General features: G+C 68.0%; 25 protein-coding genes and 1 tRNA gene. 12 read left to right on the top strand and 14 right to left on the bottom strand.

All coding sequences use genetic code 11. The features are described from left to right. The first annotated feature begins 9 nt into the window (after positions 1-9). Complete coding sequence (locus tag QLQ12_RS18335) at positions 10-864, top strand: PSP1 domain-containing protein (protein ID WP_282761403.1); 855 nt, start codon at positions 10-12, stop codon at positions 862-864. A gap of 114 nt (positions 865-978) precedes the next feature. On the opposite strand, the gene QLQ12_RS18330 is transcribed toward QLQ12_RS18335, so the two are convergent. Next, a complete protein-coding gene (locus QLQ12_RS18330) occupies positions 979-2,688 on the bottom strand; it encodes a metallophosphoesterase (RefSeq protein WP_282761402.1) in 1,710 nt (569 codons plus the stop codon). Positions 2,689-2,745: 57 nt separating this feature from the next. Here QLQ12_RS18330 and QLQ12_RS18325 point away from each other — a divergent pair. From QLQ12_RS18325 to QLQ12_RS18315, 3 genes are all read left to right on the top strand, one after another. Beyond that, a tRNA-Thr gene (locus QLQ12_RS18325) sits at positions 2,746-2,819 on the top strand. Positions 2,820-3,110: 291 nt separating this feature from the next. Continuing rightward, positions 3,111-3,362: a hypothetical protein gene (locus QLQ12_RS18320; RefSeq protein ID WP_282761401.1), complete on the top strand. Its 252-nt coding sequence runs from the start codon at positions 3,111-3,113 to the stop codon at positions 3,360-3,362. Positions 3,363-3,427: 65 nt separating this feature from the next. Beyond that, on the top strand, positions 3,428-7,051 hold the full coding sequence (locus tag QLQ12_RS18315; RefSeq protein ID WP_282761400.1) for a tetratricopeptide repeat protein: 3,624 nt from the start codon (positions 3,428-3,430) through the stop codon (positions 7,049-7,051). Between the two features lie 645 nt (positions 7,052-7,696). Here QLQ12_RS18315 and QLQ12_RS18310 read toward each other — a convergent pair. From QLQ12_RS18310 to QLQ12_RS18275, 8 genes are all read right to left on the bottom strand, one after another. Then, positions 7,697-8,326: a hypothetical protein gene (locus QLQ12_RS18310; protein ID WP_282761399.1), complete on the bottom strand. Its 630-nt coding sequence runs from the start codon at positions 8,324-8,326 to the stop codon at positions 7,697-7,699. A 414-nt stretch (positions 8,327-8,740) separates the two neighbouring features. Then, on the bottom strand, positions 8,741-9,502 hold the full coding sequence (locus QLQ12_RS18305) for an LPXTG cell wall anchor domain-containing protein (RefSeq protein ID WP_282761398.1): 762 nt from the start codon (positions 9,500-9,502) through the stop codon (positions 8,741-8,743). A gap of 389 nt (positions 9,503-9,891) precedes the next feature. After that, positions 9,892-11,067: an MFS transporter gene (locus QLQ12_RS18300; protein WP_282761397.1), complete on the bottom strand. Its 1,176-nt coding sequence runs from the start codon at positions 11,065-11,067 to the stop codon at positions 9,892-9,894. Between the two features lie 165 nt (positions 11,068-11,232). Continuing rightward, on the bottom strand, positions 11,233-11,754 hold the full coding sequence (locus QLQ12_RS18295; protein WP_282761396.1) for a DUF6226 family protein: 522 nt from the start codon (positions 11,752-11,754) through the stop codon (positions 11,233-11,235). Positions 11,755-11,813: 59 nt separating this feature from the next. Next, positions 11,814-12,011 (bottom strand): DUF397 domain-containing protein, encoded by a 198-nt coding sequence (locus QLQ12_RS18290; RefSeq protein ID WP_282761395.1) that lies wholly within the window; start codon positions 12,009-12,011, stop codon positions 11,814-11,816. Positions 12,012-12,225: 214 nt separating this feature from the next. Beyond that, positions 12,226-12,420, bottom strand: a complete 195-nt coding sequence (locus QLQ12_RS18285) for a DUF397 domain-containing protein (RefSeq protein ID WP_282761394.1) — start codon at positions 12,418-12,420, stop codon at positions 12,226-12,228. Between the two features lie 43 nt (positions 12,421-12,463). Then, positions 12,464-13,354, bottom strand: coding sequence for a helix-turn-helix domain-containing protein (locus QLQ12_RS18280; RefSeq protein ID WP_282761393.1), 891 nt, complete (start codon positions 13,352-13,354; stop codon positions 12,464-12,466). 191 nt (positions 13,355-13,545) lie between these two features. Next, entirely contained in the window at positions 13,546-13,983 is a 438-nt protein-coding gene (locus tag QLQ12_RS18275) for a DUF6232 family protein (protein ID WP_282761392.1), read from the bottom strand. 359 nt (positions 13,984-14,342) lie between these two features. Between QLQ12_RS18275 and QLQ12_RS18270 the strand changes: the two genes are divergently transcribed. After that, on the top strand, positions 14,343-14,855 hold the full coding sequence (locus QLQ12_RS18270) for a DUF2231 domain-containing protein (RefSeq protein WP_328518288.1): 513 nt from the start codon (positions 14,343-14,345) through the stop codon (positions 14,853-14,855). Between the two features lie 170 nt (positions 14,856-15,025). Then, complete coding sequence (locus tag QLQ12_RS18265) at positions 15,026-15,577, top strand: type 1 glutamine amidotransferase domain-containing protein (protein WP_282761389.1); 552 nt, start codon at positions 15,026-15,028, stop codon at positions 15,575-15,577. An 89-nt stretch (positions 15,578-15,666) separates the two neighbouring features. Here the strand turns inward: QLQ12_RS18265 and QLQ12_RS18260 are convergent, their stop codons facing one another. The 3 genes from QLQ12_RS18260 to ku are packed head-to-tail and all read right to left on the bottom strand — an operon-like array spanning position 15,667 to position 18,559. After that, positions 15,667-16,989, bottom strand: coding sequence for an MFS transporter (locus QLQ12_RS18260; protein WP_282761387.1), 1,323 nt, complete (start codon positions 16,987-16,989; stop codon positions 15,667-15,669). Positions 16,990-17,044: 55 nt separating this feature from the next. Then, on the bottom strand, positions 17,045-17,536 hold the full coding sequence (locus QLQ12_RS18255; RefSeq protein WP_282761385.1) for an NUDIX domain-containing protein: 492 nt from the start codon (positions 17,534-17,536) through the stop codon (positions 17,045-17,047). Positions 17,537-17,575: 39 nt separating this feature from the next. Continuing rightward, positions 17,576-18,559, bottom strand: a complete 984-nt coding sequence (gene ku, locus QLQ12_RS18250; RefSeq protein ID WP_282761384.1) for a non-homologous end joining protein Ku — start codon at positions 18,557-18,559, stop codon at positions 17,576-17,578. Positions 18,560-18,622: 63 nt separating this feature from the next. On the opposite strand from ku, the gene ligD (QLQ12_RS18245) reads away from it, so the two are divergent. The 6 genes from ligD (QLQ12_RS18245) (at position 18,623) to QLQ12_RS18220 (ending at position 23,875) form a co-directional block, all read left to right on the top strand. Further along, on the top strand, positions 18,623-19,564 hold the full coding sequence (ligD, locus tag QLQ12_RS18245) for a non-homologous end-joining DNA ligase (RefSeq protein WP_407651496.1): 942 nt from the start codon (positions 18,623-18,625) through the stop codon (positions 19,562-19,564). After that, a complete protein-coding gene (gene ligD, locus QLQ12_RS18240) occupies positions 19,554-20,462 on the top strand; it encodes a non-homologous end-joining DNA ligase (protein ID WP_282761382.1) in 909 nt (302 codons plus the stop codon). Before ligD (QLQ12_RS18245) ends, ligD (QLQ12_RS18240) begins: the two co-directional genes overlap by 11 nt. Positions 20,463-20,545: 83 nt before the next feature. Continuing rightward, a complete protein-coding gene (gene trpB, locus QLQ12_RS18235; protein WP_282761380.1) occupies positions 20,546-21,742 on the top strand; it encodes a tryptophan synthase subunit beta in 1,197 nt (398 codons plus the stop codon). Next, positions 21,739-22,512, top strand: a complete 774-nt coding sequence (trpA, locus tag QLQ12_RS18230) for a tryptophan synthase subunit alpha (protein WP_282761379.1) — start codon at positions 21,739-21,741, stop codon at positions 22,510-22,512. Before trpB ends, trpA begins: the two co-directional genes overlap by 4 nt. Before the next feature lie 18 nt (positions 22,513-22,530). After that, positions 22,531-23,250 carry a GntR family transcriptional regulator gene (locus QLQ12_RS18225; protein WP_282761377.1) on the top strand — a complete coding sequence of 240 codons (720 nt, stop codon included), beginning with the start codon at positions 22,531-22,533 and terminating at the stop codon, positions 23,248-23,250. A gap of 109 nt (positions 23,251-23,359) precedes the next feature. Beyond that, positions 23,360-23,875 (top strand): VanZ family protein, encoded by a 516-nt coding sequence (locus QLQ12_RS18220; RefSeq protein WP_282761376.1) that lies wholly within the window; start codon positions 23,360-23,362, stop codon positions 23,873-23,875. Positions 23,876-23,890: 15 nt separating this feature from the next. Here the strand turns inward: QLQ12_RS18220 and QLQ12_RS18215 are convergent, their stop codons facing one another. Both QLQ12_RS18215 and QLQ12_RS18210 read right to left on the bottom strand, forming a co-directional pair. Beyond that, on the bottom strand, positions 23,891-24,349 hold the full coding sequence (locus QLQ12_RS18215; RefSeq protein WP_282761374.1) for a YcxB family protein: 459 nt from the start codon (positions 24,347-24,349) through the stop codon (positions 23,891-23,893). A gap of 17 nt (positions 24,350-24,366) precedes the next feature. Beyond that, positions 24,367-26,028, bottom strand: coding sequence for a DNA repair helicase XPB (locus QLQ12_RS18210; RefSeq protein ID WP_282761372.1), 1,662 nt, complete (start codon positions 26,026-26,028; stop codon positions 24,367-24,369). Between the last annotated feature and the right edge of the window lie 70 nt (positions 26,029-26,098).

The following is a 26,098-nucleotide window of genomic DNA, read 5'->3' as shown; positions in this document are numbered from 1 at the left end:
GTTGATCGCATGGGCATGTTGTGCGCGGTCAGTTTCAACCGGTACGGCCGCCTCTACTACCTCGATCCGGCCGGTTTCACCCCGTCCGTCGGCGACCGCGTGCTGGTGCCGACCGACGACGGCCCCGAGGTGGCGGAGTGCGTCTGGGCGGCACAATGGGTCGACGAGGACACCTCCGGTTTTCCGAAGGTCGCCGGCCTGGCGGACGACGACGACCTGCGCCGCGACGAGATGCTGCGGAAACGTAAAGCCGAGGCCAAGGTGGCCGCCAAGAAACTGATCAAGGCGCACGAGCTGCCGATGAAGGTCGTCGCCGTCGACCATGTGCTGGACCAGCCGGGCAACGGTGGCGCGCGCACGACGATCTACTTCACCGCCCCGCACCGGGTCGACTTCCGCTCCCTGGTCCGCGACCTGGGCGCCACCCTGCACTGCCGGGTCGAGCTGCGCCAGCTCTCCGCCCGTGACTCCGCCCGGGTGCAGGGCGGCATCGGCTCCTGCGGCCGTGATCTCTGCTGTGCCACCTTCCTGACCGACTTCGAGCCGGTCACCATCCGGATGGCGAAGGAGCAGGATCTGCCGCTCAACCCGCTGCGCATCTCCGGCGCGTGCGGCCGCCTGATGTGTTGCCTCAAGTACGAACACCCGCTGTACGTCTCGTACCACTCCTCCGCCCCGTCGATCGGGAGCCGGGTGACGACCGACGATGGCCCCGGGCGAGTGGTGGCGCACAGCGTTCCGAAGGATTCGGTCGTGGTGCGTCTGGATGCCGACGGTTCCCGGTGTTCCTGCTCGCGGGCTTCGGTCTGTGGGCCGAGGCAGGCACACGAGGAGCGCTACGACGAAGGCGGAACGCCCACGTAGTGATTGACGACCTGTCCGGCCAAGGCGACAGCCGGATGGATCGCCTCCGACGTGGACACTTCCCTGGCGCCGCTGCTGTTCCACTCACGGGGAAGGAGCGCCGATCGGTGACGCTCAGGTCACCGTGATCGGCGGCTCGATGCGCCGGGCCGTCAGCGGTGTCAGCGGCCGCAGCCACGACGCGTGCGCGTCGCCGTCGGGGTCGGCCTCCCAGTCCTTGCAGATCCGGTCGACACCGATGGGGTGGATGGTCAGCGTGCCGTCGGCATCGATGTGCATTCGGAGGAAGCTCTTGGCGTGCTCGATGCCCTGGCCGGCGTAGAGCTCGTTCAGATTCACGTCGAACCGGGCGGCGACCAGCAGGTACAGCGCGAGAAGCTGGGTCGAGGCGATCGCGATCAGAGGGCCGTACGCCAGCGCGGCCACCGCCAGCGGCCCCGGCCACCGCCAGTCCCGGAACGGGAACTGCAGCCACACCCACGTGCCGCCGACCGCCAGCCCGATCTGGCTCAGCCCGTGCGCCGCCCCGAAGACCAGGTGCCGGGCACGCCCGACCGGCTTCGCGAACAGCACCGTACCCAACATGATCAGCACCAGCATCAGGACCAGCGGGATGCTGAACAGTCGCTGGATGTTGCCGCCCTGGCTGGCCGCGCCCGCCATCGCGAGCATGGTCAGCGTCTGAGTGATGCCGAGCATCGTGGCGAACCCGGCGTTGTGCCGAGGCACCCGATGGAAGACGCTCCAGCCCATCCGCTTCGACATCGCCCGATCCGGGAAGGCGGCCTTGCGCTCGTAGCGCCGGCTGCGGCTGCTGCTGCGGCTCAACGACTCCTTCGGCGGCACCATGAGGTGATCCGGCAGGTTCTGCGTGCCGAGCGTGTACGCCCCACCGCCACCGCAGGTGATCAGTTCCCGGTCCTCGCCGGAGTACCGCGCGTAGTGGTGCAGGTCCCCGGAGACCAGCACCCGTACGTGCGCCTGGGTCGGTGCCAGGATGGTGCGGATGAAGTAGTCGATCGCGTCGTACGCGTCCGGGTTCTCCCGGGCCTTCACCCAGGTCGGCGACGGCGTCATCAGGATGATCCGGTCATCCGGCCCGACCAGCTCGGCCGCCTTCTCGAAATACAGCAACTGCGGATCGTCGATGTACGCCCCGAACTGCTCGTCCACCCCGAAAAGCCACCAGTTCGCCGGCAGCTTGACCGCGAAGTACGACCGCCGCTGCTCGGTCCGCCAGCCGCCGATGTGCCCGTCCTTACGCCGGGCGAACAGCCGCAGAAAGGCCGTCAGACCGTCGTACCAGTCATGGTTTCCGGGAAGTGCGAAAAGCGTCGGCCGCGGCGCTCCGGCCGGGGCCTCCGGCAAGGCCGCGCGATAGGGGCCCTTCATCCGGTTCTCGTAGCCGTCGCCACTGGCCAGCGGATAGACCTGATCGCCGCCCATCAGCAGCAGCCGCCCCCGGGGCAGGCGCTCGCCGTCCACCTCCAGTTCCGCCTGCGCCAGCAGGTAGGCCACCGAATAGGTGGCGTCGAACCCGTCCCCGAGGTCGGCCACATAGTCGAGCCACAGCTCGCCGGTGGCCGTCGTCGAGTGGTCGAAGATGTCACCGTCCAGCGCGTTCTGGAGTTCACGCTTGTCCAGGTAGGCCCCGAAGAGGATGTGCAGCAGCGTCCGCAGGCCGGTGCTGAGCAACAGCAGCGGCGCCAGCCAGCCGATCGGCCCTTTCCGGGTGAACCCGAGTTCCTGTGGATCGAGGCTGCCTGGCCGATTCGGCTCACTCGCCTCGGACTCGGCAGAACGCTGTCGGGGAACGATGGCCACCGAACGATCCTCCCCCGATGAGACGGTGTCCGTCTATGCAGTAGACTTCGTGGCGTTGCCGCCTTAGCTCAGTCGGCTAGAGCGACGCACTCGTAATGCGTAGGTCGACGGTTCGATTCCGTCAGGCGGCTCAAAGGGAAACCCCAGGTCAAATGGCCTGGGGTTTCTGCTTTCTGGAGATCGAATACCGGTAACGCTCCGTGTTGGGGGCAGTTTGGGGGCAGTGCCCCCGGCGAAGCCGTGGATATGGCCCTTCGCCTGACCCTGATCTGACCAGTCGGGGGACGGGTTCAGTCAGCCGTGCTGTCGCCGCGGTGAATCTGCTCCGCTTCCGCCAGGAGCCGACGAACGTCGGCCGGATCCGCGTGGCGCTGCTCCGGATGCGACACGGGGGACGGTCGCGCCCTAGGCGCGGAGCGACCTTGAGAGACACGAAAGCCTCGGACACGTGTCCGAGGCTTTCGTATGGCTATGCCGCAAGCGCGAAGCGCGCCCGCTACGAAGCCGAGCGGGCCGAACGCGCGTTCACCCTCGTCGACCCGGGCAACCACCTGGTGGCCCGCACCCTCGAAGTCCGGTGGGAGCCCAAACTGGCCACCCTGACCGAGGCTGAGGCGCCGCCGGACGGCCCCGTGCGCCGGTATGGCCCTCGCTACCCTCCGAAACCCCGGTAAAGCGGTGACCGTCGGTGACAGGCGATGGGGTGCGGCCGGAGGTTCTCAGCCGCGAGGATAGTGCCATGGCCCGTATGAAGGGACGCAATCTGCTCGCCAGGCTTCGTGACCCGTTGGTGGTGGGGTCGGTACTGGTGGGAGCCGCTGCGGGTGCATCGGTCGAGTACATCTCGGAATGGTGGGTCGGGATACCGGTGGCTGCTGGTGGCGCCGGAATCGTTCTCGTGGTTGGCCGGCGGGTAGAGCAGTTCTTGGAGCAACGCCGTCGAGCAGCGGCGTGGAACAGGGCTTTCGTAGACTTACCGGAGACATCCTCCGCATCGGACTCGGTGATCGGTCTGCTTGATCCGGCACGCCAGGTGGTGCCGTTTGATCACCGGCGGGACGCATCGCTGACCGATATCGAGGCGTGGTTGGAGAACGGGCGAGGCAATGCGTGGCGGATAACCGGCGGTACGGGCAGCGGCAAGACCCGGCTGGCGGTCCAGGTCGGGCGGCGGGCTGTCCGGCAGGGGTGGCGGGTGGGCTGGTTACGTGCCGGTCAGGGTGAGTCCGCCGTCGCGGTGGCCACGGAGTCCGAGGACCGAGTGTTGATCGTCGCAGACGACGAGATGGTTTCGCCGCAGGATGTGGCGGCCTTGTTGAGCACTGTGGCCGCCGTGGCGACCCCGATGGTGCGGGTATTGGTCGTGGCGCGCGATTCGGACCGTTGGTGGGCGTCAGTAGCCGAGGCGCAGCGGTGGCCAGACACGGTTCTGGCCGACGGCATGACCGTATTGGGTCCGCTCGGCGGTTCGGAACCCGCGCAGATCGGGGTGTTGCAGGCAGCGATGCGGGCGTTCGCCGAGCAGGCCGGTAGGCGGAAACCACAGGTGGTCGTACACGGCGTGACCCGCACGACGCCCTTGATTCTGCTGCACTGTGCTGCGCTGCTCGTCGCGCAGCGAAGCCGACCCTCCGAAAATGTGGTTGATGTCGGGCAGGCAATGCGGGAACTGCTCGCTGTCGAAGATGAGTTCGTGTGGCGACCGAAGGCCGACAAGTTGGTAGGCGCGGATGTCTTGTCGTTCTCGTCGCGGCGTGCAGTGGTGGTGCTGGCGGCACTTTTCGGTGCGGCCGACCAGAGGAGCGCGGATCTGCTGCTGCGAAGGCTGCCGCGGTTGCGTGATGAACCGGCTGGCCGGGTCAGGCGGGTGGCCGCATGGTTACACAGGCTGTATCCGAATGCTGGTGACTACCTCGATCCGCGTCTGCCAGGGTGGGCAGCCGAATACTTGATCGCTACTGCAATCGCAGAGGACCCCGACGTCACAACTGCCGTCTCAGCGGCGATTGACCAGTCGCCGCAGCGCCTGCGTGAGGTACTGACGTTCCTGGCCAGAGCGTCCGGGCACGTCGCTTCGGCATCGGTGGCCTACGCCGCGATCGTGGCCAGAAACCCGCGCGATCGGCTCGCTGTGGCCTTCAACATCGCGGTCAGCACCTCACCGTGGCTCGATCAGCCACTGGCCCACCTGGTCAGCGAGGTGAATTTGAGCCCGGCGACGTGGCAGGCTCTGCACGCCGGACTGCCTTACCAGACACAATCACTGCTGACGACGTCGGTCGCCGTGGTAGGCCATGTCCTGACCGCTGTGGCGGACCCGAACAGAACGGACGCGCTAGAGGTCGATCTCCTCATCGAACACAGCCGTCGGCTGAATCAAGCTCGCCGGTACGAGGAAGCGATCAGCAGCGCCGAGCGGGCGAGCGCCTCCATCAGGAGCCTCGGCCAGGCACTGTCCGATATTGAACGAGGGGTACGGTCAGGGCGCTCGCGGATCCGAATGGCTCAAGCGCTTCGCGGACTCGGCCGGTATGAGCAGGCGCTTTCCGCTAGCTACAAAGCCATTGACCTGCTCCGACCGCTCACCCAGTTCCCCAGCGACTATGCCCGCGCACTCACCAGCCTCGGCGCCAGCCTGCGGTCGCTGGGCCGTCACGACGGTGCCCTCACCACCGATCGAGAGGCGGTCGCCTTGTGGCGGGACCTGGCCGTCGCGCATCCTGATGCCCACCAGCCTTCCTACGCTCGTGCGCTCACCAGCCTCGGGGCCAGCCTGGAGTCGCGGGGCCGTCACGACGATGCCCTCACCACGGATCGAGAGGCGGTCGCCTTGTGGCGGGACCTGGCCGTCGCGCACTCCGACGCCCACCAGCCCGACTACGCCCGTGCGCTCACCAATCTCGGGGGCAGCCTGTGGTCGCTGGGTCGCCATGACGACGCGCTCGCCGCTCACCGAGAGGCGGTCGCCTTGTGGCGGGACCTGGCCGCCGCGCATCCTGACGCCCACCAGCCCGACTACGCCCGTGCGCTCACCAATCTCGGGGGCAGCCTGCGGTCGCTGGGTCGCCACGACGATGCGCTCACCACCGGCCAAGAAGCGGTCGCCTTGTGGCGGGACCTGGCCGCCGCGCATCCTGACGCCTACCAGCCCGACTCCGCCAACGCGCTCATCAGCCTCGGGGACAGCCTGTTGTCGCTGGGTCGCCATGACGACGCGCTCGCCGTTCACCGAGAGGCGGTCGCCTTGTGGCGGGACCTGGCCGCCGCGCACTCCGACGCCCACCAGCCTTCCTACGCCAACGCGCTCACCAGCCTCGGGGTCAGCCTGTGGTCGCTGGGTCGCCACGACGATGCGCTCACCACCGGCCAAGAAGCGGTCGCCTTGTGGCGGGACCTGGCTGCCGCGCACTCCGACGCCCACCAGCCCTACTACGCCAACGAACTCACCAACCTCGGGACCAGCCTGCGGTCGCTGGGTCGCCATGACGACGCGCTCGCCGCTCACCGAGAGGCGGTCGCCTTGTGGCGGGACCTGGCCGCCGCGCATCCTGACGCCCACCAGCCCTCCTACGCCAACGCACTCAACAGCCTCGGGGGCAGCCTGTCGTCGCTGGGTCGCCATGACGATGCCCTCGCCGCTCACCGAGAGGCGGTCGCCTTGTGGCGGGACCTGGCCGCCGCGCACCCTGACGCCCACCAGCCCGACTACGCCCGCGCGCTCATCAGCCTCGGGGTCAGCCTGTGGTCGCTGGGCCGTCACGACGATGCGCTCACCACCGGCCAAGAAGCGGTCGCCTTGTGGCGGGACCTGGCCGCCGCGCACCCTGACGCCCACCAGCCCTCCTACGCCAACGCACTCACCAATCTCGGGGTCAGCCTGTCGTCGCTAGGCCGTTACGACGATGCGCTCACCACCGGCCAAGAAGCGGTCGCCCTGTGGCGGGACCTGGCCGCCGCGCACCCTGACGCCCACCAGCCCGACTACGCCCGCGCACTCACCAACCTCGGCACCATGTATGTGGCTCTGGGCCAGCAAGAACGGCTCCGTGGCTACGTCGAAGGAACCATCGAAGCGCTCCGGCTGGCAGCGAAACGCCACCTCGATCAGCCGCACACGGCGCTGGCGTGGACGCTAGGCCAACTCAGCTCCATCAACCGGAAACTCGGCAACCACGAGGCTGCCATGAAGGGTGCCAGCGAGTCCCTCAGGCTGTTCCGGCAACTAGCCCAACGCTATCCGGGGCGATTCGGCAAAGAGACACAGGAAGCGGATGCAAGACTCCAGAGAACCTCTGATACCGACCCCGAAAATTCCATCCAAAAGCTCGAGACGCGACCGCGCGGTGCGACGGGAAGCCTGTAGGTGCACTTCCACGGTCAGAAACCGATCACTCACGCTGCGTTGTTGTAGTTCTGTTACGTGCCCCGGCAGGGCACCAACCCAGGCTGATGCCCGGTGCGGTAGGGGTCGGTTGCCGTCACGTGTCCCTCATTTACCCCCCGAAAACCCGTGCCAAGCGTCAATCATCAGTGGCAAGCGTTGATCAGTTGGCGGCCATGTCTGTGCAGGTCAACGGGTATATTGACGACAGGCGACAAGCCCGGAAGGCTCTGGATTGGAAAGCGTAGGTCGACGGTTCGATTCCGTCAGGCGGATCAATGGGAAAGTCCAGGTCGCAGACCTGGGCTTCTTCTTTTGCCCAGGTCTGTGACGGTGCCCGGAGAGCCCTCACTCCGCATATAGTCCGCACCCCGCGTGGCTGCCTGGTAGAGGCGATCCGCGACCTGGTCCAGGTCGTCGTCGAAGAGGTTTGCGTACACGTCCAGGGTCATGGCTGCCGAGGCTCGAGTTGTTTTTCTGGATCAAGGCGCCGCGCGAGCGCGGCACGGGCCGGTCGCGCTCGGCCTGCTGGCGGCATCGGCCGGCGCGCCGGCCAGTTCCCTCCGGGTGTTGGTTCCTTCCCGCCGTAGCGTTCCGGCGGTAGGGATACCAGCTACCCGAGGATGGTCAGGCCCGTTCGCGGGCAGTGGGATCGGCGGCGGACGGAATGGCGAGAGCTGGCTGATCCCGCAGCGCCCTGGTTCGCCGCTCCTTCTCGTACTGCTCGCGCGGCGATCCTTCCGCTGCTCGGGGAGAGAACGTGCCAGTCACGCCGAGTTCATGTCGAGCAAGCTCGTGGAGAAGGTTCATCGCCTGGTAGTAGTCACGCGTCGCCAGGTGCCAACCATCGGCATCTTCGTCGTCCAAGAGGCCTCTGGCGAACCACTCCAAACGCCACACCGCACGGTTCAGCGCCCTGGCCGCCTCTACAAGTTCTCGGTCGGCGATCAGGGCGAGGGTTTCGAACGAGTTCCCCCGCGCCATGTTCGCTTCAGCAAGTAGATCCTTGCCAGCATCTCTGGCCAACGGAGGAGCCTGATCGTCGAGTCCCACATCTGCCGCGATGCGCGCCGCGATGCTCTTCATCCGTTTGACGTCTGCGACGTAGGCGCTGTAGGTCTGCAGGCGGCGCTCTCGCCACTCACGGTTGAGTGCCCACCGCTCCCGTCTCCTCTCGCCCTGCAGCGAGAACACGTAGGACAGCACAGCGCCGATGAGGACGCCGGCGAGAGCAAGCAGAGGGCCGACGATACTCACGAACCGCCTCCAGGTGCTTGACCGGAACGTTTCGGTCAATGTTGGGCAGCTCGCCCACGTGGGGCTAGTGCATCGTCCGAAGTCCGTCTATGTCTGGAGTGTGATGTCTGATCGGTGTACAGCCACGAAATCCGTAGCGGGGGCGGAACGCTGTCAGATCTTGGCAAGCGTTTTGGCAGCTCAGCGGATATCCGCGCAGCTAGATCAGCGATCTCCGTTGGTCTAGTGATGCGGAGGCCGACGGCTCGACGACGGCGTCCGGAGAGCCCGCGGTCCGCATGTGGTCCGCACCCCGGATGGCTGCCTGGTCCAGGTGTGCCGTAGATCGTGCGGAGTGAGTGCGGTCGGGCCCACCAAGCACAGCGCTGATCGCGCCCGGCTCGACGAAGCATCGAGCCGGACGCGATCAGTCAGCTATGCCACGAAGCGGGAACGGCGTCGGCGTCCGATCAGGTAGCCGGCGCCGCCGAGGAGCAGAAGCGCACCGCCGATGCCGGCCACGGCCCCGGTGCTGGCACCGGTCACGGGCAGCCCACCGCCCTCGCCGCCGTCGGTGGCGCTCGGGCTGGCGGAGGAAGTGCCGGGGGCACTCGGGCTGGCGGAGGAGGTGCCGGAGGCGCCGATGCTGGCGGAGGAAGAAGGCTTCGGTGCAACGGTCGTCGTGGCGCTGGGCGTGACGCTCGGTGTGGGCTGAGACGCGCAGTCAAGCGCACGTTCGGCGTACAGGCCATCGTTCAGATAAGCCAGGTAGGCAGCGATGGTCCCGGATGCGAGCACCTTTTTCGCGGCCGCCTCCACGTTGGCGCCGGCGTCCGTCAACGTGCGGGTCACCACGACCCGCAGTGCTAGTGACCAGGCCTTTTGCATGTCGGCCTTGAGGAATGCCCGCAGGTCGCCCTCGGTGCCCTTCAGCCGGTCCTCGAGTGCGCCAGGCAATACGGGCAACGATTCGGCGTTTGCCGCCTCCAGGATCCGGTAGCCCAAAACCCGGACCTCCGCATCGTTGGCGGTGTCCAGATCGATGGTGACAAGCTCGCGGATATCCTTGTACACCTTGCGCTCGACCGTTTGGCACGCCTTGCTGGGCGCGGCCGGCTCAGCTTGAGCCATCACCGGTGCCGCCGGAATCAGAAAGGCCAGCGTCATTAAGGCACCGGCCGTCATCTTCCTTCGCATGTAGGTCTTCCTCCCCGTTGCAGGCAAAAACATGGAGATACTACCGACAATGGATGGAGAAGCAAGACGGGATTGATCTCGCCGAGGGTGCCCACGGCCACCGATCAGGAGGCTGGACGCCTGAGGATGGCTGACGTCTCGACTGCGCCATGAGCGGCTGTACGACGAGCGGTCGTTGCCCAAAATCTTCAATGTGGAATGAAATATCCACCACTCAGATCGCTCGGCAGGTGGAGGAGCAGTTTCGGGGACGGAAGCTTCAGTGGGCTGCCGTTTTCCGGACCGGTCGGTAAAGCTGTTCCTTTCGGCGACCGCCTTCGTCAGCCCACGTTTGAGGATCGGCGCGAGCGGCCTCTCCACGCGACCCGTACCCCATCAAGTCGCCGGCGTCAGCGGGGCGCCCGCAGCGCGGGGGTCAGCGCGATCGACAGCACCAGCAGCATCGCCACCGCGAGCAGGCCGCGGGACACCGTGAAGTGGTCGCCGAGAAACCCGATCAGGGGCGGGCCGCCGAGGAAGGCGCAGTACCCGATCGAGGCGACCACGCCGACCCGGGCCGGGGCCTTGCCGGGCTCATCGGCGGCGGCGCTCATGCCGACCGGGAATCCGAGCGAGGCGCCCAGGCCCCAGAGCATGGCGCCGGCGAAGGCGACCGGCGCGGACGGGCCGAAGACGAAGATCAGCAGGCCGGCGAGGCCGGTCACGGCCAAGGTCCGGAGCACTGGTACGCGGCCGTAACGGTCCAGCAGGTTGGGGCCGTACCAGCGGCCGACCGTCATCGCGGCCAGGAACAGCGCGAAGCCCAGCGTGCCGGTGGAGGCCTCGGTGCCGTAGTCGTCGATCAGGGCGATGCTGATCCAGTCGATGCCGGCGCCCTCGGTGAGTGCGAAGGCCAGCACGAACAGGCCGATCAGCAGGGTGCGGGGCTCCCGCCAGGCGGCCAGCGCGCCGCCCTTGCCGCCGTCGGGGGAGAAGACGTCCTGGGACGATTCGTCCCGCATGAACCAGCGGACCGCGGGGACCACCGCGGCGGTGACCAGCACGCAGGCGATGACCACGTGGACGGTCACCGACAGGCCGATCTTGACCGCCCCGGCGCCGGCGACCGCGCCGGCGACCGTGCCGATGCTGTAGCCGGCATGGAAGCGGGACATGATCGACCGGCCGAGGTGGCGCTCCACCACGGCGGCCTGCACATTCATGGCGACGTCCCACGCGCCGGTGGCGAAGCCGTAGATGTAGAGCGCGATGACCACGGCCACGACGCCGGACGTGTAGCCGATCGCCACGGCCGCGAGGGCTCCGCCGAGCACGACCGCCATCGTGCCGACCATGGCGCGGGAGCCGAAGCGGTGAACCAGGTGCCCGGCCAGGGGCAGCGAGGTGATGGAGCCGGCCGCGATGGCGAGCAGCACCAGCCCCAGCTCGGAGGGAGTGAGGCCGAGTTGGTCGCGAATCTGGGGAATGCGGGCGGCGAAGCTGGCCATGGCGACGCCGAGGAAGATGAAGGTGACGTAGACCGACCGGGTGGTGGCCCGCAGGTCCGCTGTCTCGACCGTGCTCAAACGATGACTCCGGGGGACTGTGAGAGCGGTTTCAGCACCCCACGGTATCGAGAAATCCCGGTGCGCATCAGAATCCGGAGGAGGCGTCGGCGAGGCCGGCGGCCGCCGGCTGCCTGCGGACGGCGCTGGGCAGCCGGCCGCGGCCGGTTCCCCAGCGTCACCCGGTTACCGGAAACGAAGCTGCCAGGGCGCCCACTGGATCGCCGCGGCGAAACCGCCGCGCCGGGCGTCCCGTGCACCGGCTGCGGAGAGCGGACCTTCCCGGTCGGATTTCAATCCGGTGCCGATCAGCCTGGTCTCGAACCAGGACCCACTCAACCCGCGGCGTACGCGTTCCCACAGCCCGCCCTCGACGAGAGCGCCGGCGTAGGTCCGCAGTCGCCCGGCCAGGATCTCCGGATCCTCGGCGCAGGTGTCGCAGGGGCAGACCGGCAGCGACTCCGCCCACCAGCGGCCGAACCGCAGCATCAGGCCTGGGTCAGTGAAATGGACCGCCATCGGCGCGGCGGTGGGCATGCGGGGGATGAGCCGGACAGTCCGCACGAGCGCGTCGTCGAGCCCGAGCGGTTCCTTGCTCTCGCGGCGCTCCACGAGGTAGCGATCGGTGAGCTCGTCCAGCAGGATGTCGGCCGCCTCGTGCAGCGTGGCGAAGCGGTCGGTCTCGGTGGCACCCAGTTTGCCGTCCACCAGTGCAGTATGCCGCGCTCGGCCCGCGACACCCGGGTGCTCCGGAGGAAGGTGAGTCATCAGAAACCGAAGTCTCCGGCCTTGACTCCTGCCACGAACGCTGTCCACTGCTGCCGAGTGAAGGCGAGCGGTGCGGTGTCGAGGTTCTTGGAGTCACGGACCAGGAACCGGTCCGTGGTCCGGGCGACCTCCACACAGGCGCCGGTCGAGCATCGCCTACTTCGACGCCAGTCTTGCTCTTCCGTCGGTTTGATCATGTGTGTGCACCTCCGTGACGGTTCGGAATCCACGGTATGCGAACGACGCCGACGTGGCCGGGCACGAACATGAATGAAAAAGAGAAAATGCCGCTTATCTCGCGGAATGCGAGCTATGCGGCGTCAATTAATCACTATAAATGTATTTTGCGAGTACTTTGGACCGGCCCGCCCTGCCTGAGAAGTGCCTTGCAGGGCGGGCGGGCCGACGACTTCAGAAGCGGAACTCGCCCGCGGCCACGCCCTCCACGAAGGCGTCCCACTCGGCCGGAGTGAAGGCCAGAGCAGGCGCCTCAGGGTTCTTCGAGTCGCGGATCAGGTACTGATCGTCGACCTTCGCGACCTCGACACAGTTCGACGTTCCGCAGCGGCTGCTCTTCCGCCATGCGGCTACGTTCATCTCAACCATCGGAGACCCTTCGAATATCTTGCTGATATTTTTGTTAACCGATCTACCTGGATGGCCGTTCGGTGATGGCACGTTCCAGTTCTTTTATTTGCCGCTCGATGTATTGGATCGTGTCCGTCTCATCCGCGACCTCTTGCCATTCCCGGTCGTACCGAGCGCGGTGTTTCGCGACCGTCTCCCGGTCCTCAACCATTTCGTCGTTAAAGCCGGTTTCCCGGTAGAGCACCTCGCTCTGGCCTATCTCAAGCAGATCGAAGCTGGCGTTCGTGGTGATCGAGGAGTCGAGCGAGAACGGCACCATCCGGATTCGGAGGACACCTCGCTCCACGGCCTCACTCAAGTGCCGCAACTGCTCCGCGAAGACCGCCGGTCCGCCGATCATGCGCCGGAGGACCGACTCGTCGACCATGAGCAGGAACGCCACGTCCCTGCCCTGGAGCGCGTCGCGCCGCCTGTTCCGCGCCTCGATCCGCCTCGTGCGCAATTCCTCAGAGATCTCGTCCTCATACCTGGACATCAGTGCTTCGGAGTAGGCAGGAGTCTGGAGATAACCCGGCACGCAATAGATGGAGTAGGAGCGGATCTCTGTAGCTTCGCTCTCGTACTCGATCAGTTTACGCATGCTATCGGTGAGGCTGTCCCGGAATTCGGCAGCCTGATACCATGCCTGACCTCGGCGGGTGCGGGCAATGCGAGCGGCGGCGAGCAGGTCGGCGACCACGGCCCGGTCCTTGACACCGAGAAAGCCCAGCAGTAGACGCAGATCGTTCGGGGAGATGCTGACATCCCCGTTCTCGATCCGGATCACCTTGCTGAGCGACCACTCCATCTCCTCAGCGACCTGATTCTGGGTGAGCCCGGCCCTGTCCCGCGCCTCACGGAGCGCGAGTCGCACGCGTCGGCGCGCGATGATCGGCGAGTCACCGTCGGTCATGAGTCCTTCATCGTCGAAGTGTGTGGTGACGTTCGGTAGCGAACGAGTGTCATTCTGCTACCTCGCTGACTGCCAGCTGGCAATCAGCGAGGTCGCGGACATCTTAGTACTGTCCTATCAGAACGACGGGGGCGAGGTGCGGTTTTGACCGGATCGCAATGTCACCCGATAGATGTTCACGAAAGTGCAGGTCAGGCCGCTGCCAACCCGAACCCCCGAGAGGTGCGCCGGCGATCCTCCATGGCGCGTCGCAGGGCCCGGCTGACCTGATTGAAGACGCGGTCGTCGGCTGAGGAATAGAGCACCACGGCGGTTCCGCGGTACTGCGCGTGCAGTTCCCAGCGGCCCGGCTCGCGCCATGCCAGGGCCAGGCCGGATGCGGCGAGGCCGAGGAAGGCGAGAACGTAGATCGCCGGATCGGGCAGCAGGATCCAGCCGGCGGCCGCCAGCGCGAGGGCCGCCACGGCGAATGCGGGAGCATGGGGGCGGACCCGGGCCGGCGCCTGCACCAGGCCGACATTGCGGAGCTCGGTGATGGCGAAGGCCAGCGATGTGTGGGTGGCGTGCCAGACGAACCGATCATCGGACACCAGGGCGTCCGGGCCGCGATAGTAGATCCGTGGGCGCATGGCGAACTCCTCTCGCGGTTTCTTGCGAGGAGGGAAGGAGCGGCGCCGCCGTTGATCTGAGAGAACCGTCCCCGCCTCGCTCGAGTCGCAGCGAACGAAGGCTCAGAGGCAGACAACGGCACCCGTTTGCCGCCGGGTGCCGTTGCGTGTCTCTCCCTCCAACTCCGCCCTTGATGCTCTACAAGAAGTGAAGCACGCCACCCGGCAACTCGCCACCACTCAATCTGCCATGTTGCAGATTGCGTACAAGCTGTGCGACTTTCGGTGTGGTCGTCCATCGGTCGCCGTCGTGGTGTTTGTCCCCGGAGGGGACCGGGTAGGCCAAGCGCGGAAGCCGACAACAACCTGTATTTCCGCAGGTGGGAAGGCGATACCAAGTGGAAAGCCGATTGAGCGTCGCCGGTCAGGCGGTGCAGCCCATTCTGGTGATGTTCCCGCTCGGGCTCTTTGCGATGGCCGTAATGTTCGACATGGCCGATTTGCTGGGTGGCCCTAGCATCTTCGGTGCCCTCGCCTACTGGAACATCGTGGCCGGTCTCTGCGGCGGGGCACTGGCCGCAGTGGCCGGCGCCGTCGACGTGATGCTCGCGCGCCGCCTGCCGGACCGCCGGCTCGGCGTGCTCCGCGGCCTGATCAACGTGGGCGTGCTGGTGATCTTCGCGGTCATCGCGATGCTGCGGGTCCAGGCCGGCGAGCGGGCCATCGGCGGTGGCCTTTTCGTCGTCGAGTTCCTGGCCCTGGCGCTGGCCGGCTTCGGCGCCTGGTTCGGCGGCGAGATCGCCAACGGCCGCCCTCCAGCATTCGCCCGAGCCGCCGCCGGAAGCCGCAACTATGAACGCGTGGCCCGCGCCGCCGGAAGCCGCAACTACTGAAACCGTTGGCTCACGCCGCCGGAAGCCGCAACCACTGGGGCCGTAGCCGTGACTACAGAACCCGTTGGCTCGCGCCGCCGGGAGCCGTGACGGCTGAGCCGTTTGCCCGTGCCGTCGCCGGGAACCGGAATCACGGACGGACACCCCGGCAGCCGGAAGGAGCAACGACCATGACCGCATCGATCAAGGGAAAGCGCGTGGCTTTCCTGGCGGCGGACGGCGTGGAGGAGATCGAGTACACCGAACCCCGTAAGGCCGTGGAGGACGCCGGTGGCCAGGCGGAACTCATCTCCCTGGAGAGCGGCGAGATTCAGGCGCTGAATCACCTGGACAAGGCCGGCACCTACCGCGTCGAGAAGATCGTGAGCGAAACGGACGCCGGCGAGTACGACGCGCTGGTTCTGCCCGGCGGCGTCGCCAACCCGGACTTCCTGCGCGCGGATGCCGACGCGGTCCGGTTCGTCCGCGACTTCGTGACCGCGGGCAAGCCGGTCGCGGCCATCTGCCACGGCCCCTGGACGCTGGTCGAGGCGGGCGTCGTCGACGGCCGCACGCTCACCAGTTGGCCGAGCCTTCGCACGGACCTCGTCAACGCGGGCGCGACCTGGGTCGACGAGCAGGTCTACGTCGACGGCGGTCTGATCACCAGCCGCAAGCCGGACGACCTTCCCGCCTTCTGCGACGCCCTGCTCGACCAGGTCGCCGCGAAACAGCCGGCCTGAGCCGGTCTGAAGATCAAGAGCCTTCTCGCGTACGCCGAGAAAGCGCCGTGGCGCAGCGTTCCGGACCGCTGCGCCACGGTTTTCCCAGGTCACCGATCGGTGGAGCCGGAGCCGGAGCCGGAGTGGGATCGCTCGGCGGCGGTGGCCGCCCACTCGTCGTCGGCGGCCTTCTTGAGGGCCATGCCGTCCTTGCCGTTGTACCGGACGAACTTGGGCAGAGCCGCGGCCAGGGCCAGGCTGCCGGCCACACAGAGGACGCCGCCGACCCAGATGGCGCCGGGGACGCCGAGGCCGGTCCGGGCCATCGCGCCCGCCCGGAGCTGCCCGAGCAGCGGACCGGTGGTGTAGGAGAGCATCTCGATGCCGGCCAGGCGGCCGCGCAGGTGATCGGGGATGGTCTGGTTCCAGATGATCATGCGGAACAGGCCGGAGACCATGTCCGCCGCGCCGGCGAAGGCCAGGCAGAACAGGGTCAGCCAGAGGGTGTCCGACAGGCCCACGCCGACGATGCCGACACCCCACAGCGCCGCGGCTATCAGCACCATCAGGCCGTGCCGGTGCACCCGTGCGGTCCAGCCGGAACCGATCGTGGCGATCAGGGATCCGACGGCGGGCGCGGCGTAGAGCAGGCCGAGCACCCTCGGCCCGCCGAGGTCGTTCGCCAGGAACGGGTACAGCGCGGACGGCATGCCGAAGAACATCGCGTTGATGTCGACCAGGTAGGTGCCGAGCAGTTCGGGGCGGGACTTCGCGTACTTCAGGCCGGTGACCACGCTCTTGACCGACGGGCGGTCGGCGGCGACCGGCGGCGGGACGGCCTTGACCAGGGTCAGGCAAATCAGCGAGACGACGAAGGTGAGCAGGTCGAACGCGTACACCCAGGCCAGGTCGAAGCTGGCCAGCAGGATCCCGGCCAGCGGCATGCCGAAGAGCTGGGCGAACTGCATGCCGAGCGACTGGACGGCCATGGTGGCCGGCAACTGCTCCGGTTTCACCAGCCGCGGGATCATCGCCTCCAGGGCGGGGCGTTGCAGCCCGGCCACGCCGGCGGTCAGGAACGCGGCCACATAGAGCAGCCACAGATGCGGCTCCTTGGAGAGCGAGTTGATCAGCAGGATGCCGCAGATCAGGGCGAGCGCGAGCTCACTGCCGCGGACCAGCAGCCGCCGGTCGATGTAGTCGGCGAGCGCGCCACCGACGAACGACATGATCAGCAGCGGGAGCAGTTCGCAGACGCCGATCAGGCCCACCATCAGTGGGTCGTTGGTCAGCTTCGCCACCTGGTACGGGATGGTGACGTAACTGATGAACGACCCGAACGCGGTCACCACGCCGCCGATGAAGACGAGCCGGAAGTCCCGGGAGGTGCGTAACGGGGACAGATCCAGGCCAAGCCTGCGCTTCGTGGTCACGAAGGGCCATCCTGCCCCAGCGGGCGGGGGGACCGCACCGCGATTTAGGACACCCTTACTTCATGACGAGGACGCCGGTTTCGCGAAACGTGGCGAGGTCGGCCAGCGCCTCGTCGACGATGAACGACTTCTGGTCGCCGGGCAGCGCGTCCAGCGGGAAGAAGCCGGCGTCCACGCTCTCGTCGGTCTGCCGGAGCAGCTCGCCTTCCCACGAGTGCACCACGAAGGACATCAGCACCTGCTGGTACGTGTGCCGGTACTCGTTCGTGTAGGTGTAGGCGGTGTAGAACGCGTAGGGCGTCAGGGAGGTGGCCCTCAGGCCGGTCTCCTCCCACAACTCACGGACGGCGCAGTCCACCATGCTCTCGCCGAGCTCCATGGCGCCGGCCGGGATCGCCCAGCGGTGATTGTCGGACCGCTGGATGAGCAGCAGCCGGCCCTGCTCGTCGAGGACCACCGTGCGGGCGCCGACGAAGAAGATCGTGTCGGTGTCGCCGACGCTGGCCCGAACCCGACCCAGGTAGGACTCGTCCCATGTCAGCGCCATCGGGACACCTCGCATGCGTCACCCATGGGAGAAGCCTAATCATGCCGACTTCTTGGCGGCCTTCGCGGCGGGCGTGGTCTTCCTCGCGGATGCCGCCTTCGAAGCGGCGGTCGTCTTCTTGGAAGCGGATGCCGCCTTCTTGGCCGGGGCGGCGGGACTCGTCCTCTTCGCGCTCGCGCGGGGAGCCGTGGATGCCTTTTTCGCTGGTGGGGGCGCGGTGTCCGTACCCTCGGAAGGGTTTTCGCCTCGCGCCTTCTTCGCGCGTTCGACGGAGGCCTTGAGCGCCGCCATCAAGTCGATGGCCGCCGCCGGAGCCTCTTCGGCCTCTTCCGGCTGGACCACCTCGCGTCCCTCGACCTTGGCGTCGATGACCTCCTGCAGCGCGGCCCGGTAGTTGTCGGTGAACTCCTCGGGCTTGAAGCTGCCAGCCATCGAGTCGATCAGGGAGCTGGCCATCGCGAGTTCGGCGGGCCGGGTCTCGATGTCGTCGTCGAGGAAGCCGAACTCGGGCGTGCGCACCTCGTCGGGCCACATCATGGTGTTGAGGACCAGCACGTCGTCGCGGACCCGGAGGGTGGCGAGCTGTTCGCGCTGCCGAATCGCGATCTTGACGATGGCCACCCGGTCGGCGTCGCGCAGGGCGTCGCGCAGCAGCACGTAGGGCTTCGCGGCCTGACCCTCGGGCTCCAGATAGTAGGCCTTGGCGAAGAGAATGGGGTCGATCTGCTCGGATGGGACGAATTCCAGCACATCAATGGCTCGGGATGTGCTCAGGGGCAGTTCGGCGAAATCCTCATCGGTCAAGATCACCATTTCTCCGCCGCCGACGTCATAGCCCTTGGCGATGTCGTCGAAGCTGACCACCTCGCCGTCGACCGAGCATGTGCGCTGGTACTTGATCCGGCCACCGTCGGTGCGATGCACCTGGTGGAAGCGGATGTCCTTCTCCTCGGTCGCCGAATAGAGCTTGACGGCGATCGACACCAGACCGAATGAGACAGCGCCCTTCCAGATCGCTCGCATGTTCTCAGAATGGCATCACTGGGACGCCTGCGTAAGGTGAATGCTTTTGCCTATGGTGATCGGGTGTCCGGATCACCGCTGACTCCGATGCTCGCGACCGCGGGCCGGCTGCCGGTGGGCCCGGACTGGAGCTACGAGTTCAAGTGGGACGGCGTCCGAGTACTGGCTCTCTTCGACGGCGGCCCGCCCGCCCTCTACGCGCGCTCCGGTGCGGTGGTCACCGCCGCCTACCCGGAGATCGCCGACCTGCACCTGCCCGAAGGGACGCTGCTCGACGGCGAGATGGTGGTCTTCGACGCGGCCGGGCGGCCGTCGTTCACCGCGCTCGCCGAGCGGATGCACGTCCGCGACAAGCAGCGGGCCGCGAAACTGGCGGTCACCCTGCCGGTCACCTACCTGATCTTCGACCTGCTCTTTCTCGACGGCATGGACTACACCGGGCTGCCGTACCTCGCGCGTCGCGAGCGCCTGGAGGAACTCGATCTGGCCGGGTCGCGCTGGATGGTGCCGCCGTCGTTCGGTGACGGGGCGGCCACCGAGGCCGCGGCCCGGGAGAACCACCTCGAAGGCGTCATGGCCAAACGCTCCGACTCGGTCTACCTGCCCGGGCTCCGCTCGGCCGACTGGATCAAGGTCAAGTTCGACCGCACCGGCGACTACGTCATCGGCGGCTGGCGGCCCGGCGCCCGCAAACTCGGCGGCCTCCTGATCGGCGTGCCGACTCCGGACGGCCTGGCCTTCCGAGGCCGGGTCGGCGGCGGCATCGGCGCCGCCGCCGAGCGCGACCTGCTCTCGCGGCTGGCGCCGCTCGCTTCCGCCGACTCGCCGTTCGCTCCCGGCGCGGTGCCACGCGAGGATTCCCGCGGAGCCCACTGGGTACGACCTGAACTCGTGGCCGAGATCCGGTACGGCAACCAGACGCCCGACCGCCGCCTGCGTTTCCCCCGGTTCCTCCGGCTGCGTGACGACAAGCCGGCTTCGGAGTGTGCCGACGATGCCTCGTGACCGTTTCCCGGTGTCCATCGAGGGCCGTGACCTCGAACTCTCGAACCTGGACAAGGTCATGTACCCCTCGGCCGGGTTCACCAAGGGCGAGGTGATCGACTACTACACGCGTGTCGCGCCGGTGCTGCTGCCGCACCTGCGAGACAGGGCGGTCACCCGGATCCGCTATCCCAACGGGGTCGGCGAGGCGCACTTCTTCGAGAAGAACAAGCCCGGGGGTACGCCGTCGTGGGTGCGCCTGGAGACGCTGCCGGTGCCGGGGTCCACGAAGAGCCGGGAGACCATCGACTTCGTGGTCGTCGACGAGCTGGCCACTCTCGTCTGGCTGGCGAACCTCGCGGCGATCGAGCTGCACACGCCGCAGTGGCGGATCGGCGCCCACCCGGACCTGCTGGTCGTCGACCTTGACCCGGGAGCGCCCGCGGCGTTGAAGGAGTGCTGCGCGGTGGCGGTCCTGATGCGCGACCGGCTGGCCGCCGACGGCATCTCCGCCTATCCCAAGACGTCGGGCAAGAAGGGCATGCAGCTGTGCTGCCCGATCTCGGGGGCGCAGTCGTCGGAGGTCGTCTCGTCCTATGCGAAGAAGGTCGCCGAGGAACTGGCGAAGATGGTGCCCGGCTCGATCACCGCGAGGATGGCCCGGCAACTGCGGCCCGGGAAGATCTTCATCGACTGGAGCCAGAACAACGCGGCCAAGACGACGGTCACGCCGTACTCGTTGCGGGCCGGTTCGTCGCCGACCGCTTCCACGCCGCTGACCTGGGACGAGGTCATCGCCATGGCCACCGGCGAGATGCCGTCGTGGCAGTGCGGTGCGAGCGAGACGCTGGAGCGGGTGGAGCGGCATGGTGACCTGCTCGCCGGCATCCTCGACCGCGGCCCCGCGGTCCCTCTTTGACGTCGGAGCCGAGGCCGGTTCCCTTTCGGCATCACACTGTGTATAACTGTTCTAGAACTCAGTTCTAGAACAGTGGAGGTGTCATGACCGAGATCGCGCTCCCGGCGCCGGCCGCCAGTGTCATGAGCGACCCCGGCTCGCCCGGCAGATTCGGCGACCACGGCGGCCGCTACGTGCCCGAGTCACTGATCCCGGCCTGCGCCGCGGTGGAGGAGGCGTTCCGGGACGCCTGGGCCGACCCGCGGTTCCGCCGCGATCTCGACCGGCTGCTGGCCGTGCACGCCGGGCGGCCCACCGCGCTCACCCCGGCCTGGCGGCTCTCCGCCGAACTCGGCGTCAACGTGCTGCTCAAGCGCGAAGACCTGGCGCACACCGGCTCCCACAAGATCAACAATGTGCTGGGGCAGGCCCTGCTCGCCCGGCGGATGGGCAAGACCCGGCTGCTCGCCGAGACCGGCGCCGGATCGCACGGCGTCGCCACCGCCACCGCCGCGGCCTTGCTCGGCCTGTCGGCGACGGTCTTCATGGGCGAGGTCGACATGGAGCGGCAGGCGCTCAACGTCTACCGGATGAGGATGCTCGGTGCCGAGGTGATCCCGGTGACCGGCGGCACCCGCACCCTCAAGGACGCCACCAGCGAGGCCATGCGGCAGTGGGTGACCTGCGTCGACGAGGCCCACTACTGCCTCGGCTCGGTGATGGGGCCGCACCCGTACCCGTGGATGGTCCGGGAGTTCCAGCGGGTCATCGGCGACGAGGCCCGCCGGCAGTGCGCGGCCGAACTGACCACCGGCATCCCCGATTACGTGGTCGCCTGCGTCGGCGGCGGCTCGAACGCGGCCGGCACGTTCGCCGGATTCGCCGACACCGGGGCGCAGCTCATCGGTGTCGAGGCCGAGGGCGGCGCGGCGATCGCGTTCGGGCAGGTCGGAGTGCTGCACGGATTCCGGTCCTACCTGGTTCAGGACGAGAACGGGCAGGTCGCCGAGGCCCACTCGATCGCGCCCGGACTGGATTATCCCGGCGTCGGGCCGGAACACGCACACCTCAACGACACCGGCCGGGCCCGGTACGTCACGGTCGGCGACGCCGAGGTCATCCCGGCTGTGCGGCGGCTGGCGCGTACCGAAGGGATCCTGCCGGCGCTGGAGTCGGCGCACGCCATCGCCTGGGTGATCCGCGCCGCCGAGTCGGGTGAGCTCCCACCCTGGTCGACGGTGCTGGTGACGCTCTCCGGGCGGGGCGACAAGGACGTCGCGACCCTGATGGCGGCGTCATGAGCTCGATCGTCGAGGACCGTCTGCGTTACGGCCGGACCGGTGGCCGGTCGTTGCTGGTGCCCTACCTGACCGGCGGCATCCGGCCGGACTGGATCAGCTACCTGCAGGAGTACGCCCGCAACGGCGCCGACGCCATCGAGATCGGCCTGCCGTTCTCCGATCCGATCCTGGACGGGCCCACCATCCAGGAGGCCTCGGACCGGGCACTGCGGCGCGGCGTGACCGTCCGCGGCCTGCTCGACGAGGTGGCCAGGGCCGAGATCGACGTCCCACTGATCGCGATGACCTACTACAACCTGGTCGCCCACAGCCCGTCGTTCTGCGGCGATCTGGCCGCCGCCGGGATCCGTGGGCTGATCGTGCCGGACGTGCCGGTCGATGAGGCGCTTCCACTGGCAGCCTCGGCTGAGGCGGCCGGCGTCGAGCTGACCCTGCTGGCCGCGCCGACCACACCGCCGGACCGGCTCGCCGAGATCGCCCGGGCGTCACGGGGCTTCGTCTACGCGGTCTCGGTGATGGGCACGACCGGCGCACGGTTCGCCGCGTCGGGCGGCCGCCTCGCCGGCGACCTGCGGCGGCTCACCGACCGGCCGGTCCTGCTCGCCTTCGGCATCGCCACCCATGAGGACGCCGTCACCGCCGCGGAATCCGCGGACGGGGTGGTGATCGGGGCCGCCCTGATGCGGCGGATCCTCGACGGCGGCACACCGGAAGAACTCGGCGCTGTCCTGGCCGGGTTCCGGACGGCACTCGACGCCTCTGTTCGCTGATGGGACAGACTGTGTGCCGTGAGTGGCAGGGTTCCCGCGTACCGGCGTATCGCCGCCGATCTGGCCGAGAAGATCCGGGACGGGGTCTACCGGCCCGGTGACACGCTGCCGGCGCAGCGCGACCTCAGCGCTCAGTACGGGGTCACGCTGATGACGCTGCGCCAGGCCCTCCAGGAACTGCGGGACGACGGGCTGATCGTTCAGCAGCCCGGGCGGGGCACCTACATCGCGCCGGTGCAGGCCGCCTACCGGGTCGACACGCTGCGCAGCTTCGTCGAGGACCTGCGCGAACAGGGCCACGACGTGACCACCCAGGTGATCGCCGCGACGGTGGACGCCGACCCGGGCACCGGAGAGCCGTCGCTGCGGCTGGAGCGGTTGCGGCTGCTCGGCGGCCGTCCGGTGATCCATCAGACCTCGTGGGTCCCGGAGCCGTACGGCTCCCGCGTGCTCGGCGAGGACTTCCGGAGGATCTCGCTCTACACGGCTCTGGCCGAGGCCGGGGTCACGATCGTGCGCGCCTCGGAGCGGATCGTTCCGGGGCTGCTCACCGACCCGATCGCCGGCCACCTGCGACGGCCGGCCGGCGAGGCGGTCTTCATCAGCGAACGCACCACCTTCGCGATGGACGACCGGCCGGTGGTCGTGGACCGCGCCGTGATCCTCGGCGACCTGATGGAGATCCGCGCCGAGCGCGCCGCGACCCGCCTGTCCATCCAATGGGGAACCGTCGGGTAGGCCGAACCCTTGATCGCGGGGCGTACTCTGCGCCCGCAGTCATTCTCGACGGAGGGAAGCCACTCGTGCTGACCGTCTCCGCCGCCCGCAAGAAACTCTGTTAGGCGGCATGCTCACTCTCGACATGGTGCTGGCCGTCATCAGCCAGCCGGCGCTGATGACGATTCTGGCGATCAGCGCGGGCCTGGCCTGGCCGCTGGGCCGCCGGGCGCGCCCCGACCGGCCCCGGCTCGGCGCGCTCTTCGTTTTCACGCTCGGCGCGGTCCTGTCGGCGACGGCCATCACCGTCTCCTGGCGGCCGTCACCGGTGCTGATTCCGTCCTATCTGGACGGCTTCGGCGATCCGGCGTACCTCGTCGGGGAATTCGCCGGAAGCCGCGAGAAGATCGCCAACATCGGCCTGTTCCTGCCGCTCGGCCTGCTGGCCGGGTTGCTCTGGCGGCGGCCCGCCGCGATCCTCGGCCTGCTTGCCGCCCTGACCTTCACGATCGAGTTGTGGCAGGCCTTCATCGGCCGAGGCGGCGACGCCGTCGACGTGGTCCACAACACCGTCGGTGCCCTCCTCGGCCTGATGCTGGCGGGCCTGCCCACCCGCCTCCGACCCGGCCGGCTGCCGTCGCCGTAACCGGGTCGGCGGACGCTAGGCGGCGGCCTGGATGCCGCGGGCGGCGAAGAAGGCGTCCAGGGTGACCAGGTCCTCCGGGCTGAAAGCGGCCCGGGGGATCACCGTCTGGGCGGCGCCGTGCCGGATCAGCCACATGCGCTTGTACGGCCGGATCCAGGTCAACCCCGCCCAGGCCAGCTTGACCTCGCTGCTGATCGTCCGGATCCGGATCTCGGCGTCGTCGAGTTCGTAGTGGACAGGGTGGGCGTTGATCTGCCGCTGGGGATGCCAGGTGACGTACGCGATGAGATCGGGGAACGCCAGCATGAAAACGGCGAACCAGGGCAGCAGACCGGCCCCTTCAGGCTTCAGCGCGGTGCAGAGCAGGAGCAGGGCTCCAAGGATCCACATGCCGTAACGCTTCTTGCCGAGCGCCTCCATGCTGACCCGCCGGATCTCCCGATAACCGAACTGGTGCGACCCCGTCACATTCACGCACGGGAGTATGTCACTCAGTCGATCTTGGGGAGCTGCGGGCCGAGGACGTCGTCCGCGTCGATGATCTTGTAGGCGTAGCCCTGCTCGGCGAGGAAACGCTGACGGTGAGCCGCGTACTCGGTGTCGATCGTGTCGCGGGAGACGACCGTGTAGAAGTGCGCCTGCCGGCCGTCGCCCTTCGGCCGCAGCACCCGGCCCAGGCGCTGCGCCTCCTCCTGCCGCGAGCCGAACGTGCCGGACACCTGGATCGCCACCGCCGCCTCGGGCAGGTCGATGGAGAAGTTGCCGACCTTCGACAACACCAGCGTGCGCAGCGAACCGTCACGGAAGGCGTCGAACAGCCGCTCCCGCTCCTTGTTCGTCGTCGAACCCTGCACGATCGGGGCGTCCAGGAACTCGCCCAACTCGTGCAACTGGTCCAGGAAGCCGCCGATCACCAGCACCTGCTCCGTCGGGTGCTTGTCGACCAAGGCCTTCACCACCGGCAGTTTGGTACGGGCGGAGGCCGCCACCCGGTAACGCTCCTCGGCTTCGGTCACCGCATACGACATGCGCTCCGTCTCGGTCAGAGTGACCCGCACCTCGACGCACTCGGCCGGGGCGATCCAGCCCTGCGACTCGATGTCCTTCCACGGGGCGTCGTAGCGTTTCGGGCCGATCAGCGAGAAGACGTCGCCCTCCCGGCCGTCCTCGCGGACCAGCGTCGCGGTGAGGCCGAGCCGGCGGCGGGCCTGCAGGTCGGCGGTGAACCGGAAGATCGGGGCCGGCAACAGGTGCACCTCGTCATAGATGACCAGGCCCCAGTCGCGGGCGCCGAACAGGTCGAGATGGGTGAAAGCGCCACCGCGACGGGCGGTGAGCACCTGGTATGTCGCGATGGTGACCGGGCGGATCTCCTTGCGCTCGCCGCTGTACTCGCCGATCTCCTCCTCGGTGAGCGACGTGCGCGCGATCAGTTCCCGTTTCCACTGCCGGCCGGCGACCGTGTTCGTCACCAGGATCAGCGTGGTCGCCTTGGCCGTGGCCATCGCCGCCGCGCCGACCAGCGTCTTACCGGCGCCACAGGGCAGCACGACGACACCGGAACCGCCGGCCCAGAAACCGTCGACGGCCTCTTGCTGGTACGACCGGAGCGTCCACCCGTCCTGCGCCAGCTCGATCTCGTGGGCCTCGCCGTCGACATAACCCGCCAGGTCCTCGGCCGGCCAGCCCAGCTTGAGCAGCGCCTGCTTGAGGCGGCCGCGCTCCGAGCCGTGCACCGCGATCGTCTCGTCGTCGATCCGGGCGCCGAGCATGCCGGCCAGCTTTTTCGACTTGGCCACCTCGATCAGCACGATCTTGTCGAGGCCGCGCAGGACCAGGCCGTGCACCGGGTCGTTGAGCAGCTGCAAACGGCCGTATCGGTCCATCGTCTCGGCGACGTCGACCAGCAGCGCGTGCGGAACCGGATAGCGGGAGAACTTGATCAGCGAGTCGACGACGCTTTCCGCGTCGTGGCCGGCGGCCCGGGAGTTCCACAGGCCCAGTGGGGTCAGCCGATAGGTGTGCACGTGCTCCGGCGACCGCTCCAGCTCCGCGAACGGCGCGATCGCCATCCGGCAGGCCTGAGCGTCCGGATGATCCACCTCCAGGAGCAGGGTTTTGTCCGACTGCACGATCAGTGGTCCGCTGCTCACCCGTACACCTTCCGAAGAGCCAAAAGACGACCCTCAAGTGTGCCACGGATTTCGCGTACAACCTTTCGCG

The organism is Actinoplanes sandaracinus (genome assembly GCF_030009775.1).
Classification (GTDB): Bacteria; Actinomycetota; Actinomycetes; order Mycobacteriales; family Micromonosporaceae; genus Actinoplanes; species Actinoplanes sandaracinus.
This window is presented reverse-complemented; position numbering and strand designations above follow the sequence as displayed.

Coding starts and splice junctions, on each gene's coding strand:
- ku (WP_282761384.1), bottom strand. CDS start 18,559: ATGCGAGCGATCTGGAAGGGCGCTGTCTCATTCGGTCTGGTGTCGATC.
- trpB (WP_282761380.1), top strand. CDS start 20,546: ATGACCGAGATCGCGCTCCCGGCGCCGGCCGCCAGTGTCATGAGCGAC.
- QLQ12_RS18285 (WP_282761394.1), bottom strand. CDS start 12,420: ATGGTTGAGATGAACGTAGCCGCATGGCGGAAGAGCAGCCGCTGCGGA.
- ligD (WP_282761382.1), top strand. CDS start 19,554: ATGCCTCGTGACCGTTTCCCGGTGTCCATCGAGGGCCGTGACCTCGAA.
- QLQ12_RS18275 (WP_282761392.1), bottom strand. CDS start 13,983: ATGCGCCCACGGATCTACTATCGCGGCCCGGACGCCCTGGTGTCCGAT.
- QLQ12_RS18305 (WP_282761398.1), bottom strand. CDS start 9,502: ATGCGAAGGAAGATGACGGCCGGTGCCTTAATGACGCTGGCCTTTCTG.
- QLQ12_RS18255 (WP_282761385.1), bottom strand. CDS start 17,536: ATGGCGCTGACATGGGACGAGTCCTACCTGGGTCGGGTTCGGGCCAGC.
- QLQ12_RS18265 (WP_282761389.1), top strand. CDS start 15,026: ATGACCGCATCGATCAAGGGAAAGCGCGTGGCTTTCCTGGCGGCGGAC.
- QLQ12_RS18335 (WP_282761403.1), top strand. CDS start 10: ATGGGCATGTTGTGCGCGGTCAGTTTCAACCGGTACGGCCGCCTCTAC.
- trpA (WP_282761379.1), top strand. CDS start 21,739: ATGAGCTCGATCGTCGAGGACCGTCTGCGTTACGGCCGGACCGGTGGC.
- QLQ12_RS18220 (WP_282761376.1), top strand. CDS start 23,360: ATGCTCACTCTCGACATGGTGCTGGCCGTCATCAGCCAGCCGGCGCTG.
- QLQ12_RS18290 (WP_282761395.1), bottom strand. CDS start 12,011: ATGATCAAACCGACGGAAGAGCAAGACTGGCGTCGAAGTAGGCGATGC.
- QLQ12_RS18315 (WP_282761400.1), top strand. CDS start 3,428: ATGGCCCGTATGAAGGGACGCAATCTGCTCGCCAGGCTTCGTGACCCG.
- QLQ12_RS18280 (WP_282761393.1), bottom strand. CDS start 13,354: ATGACCGACGGTGACTCGCCGATCATCGCGCGCCGACGCGTGCGACTC.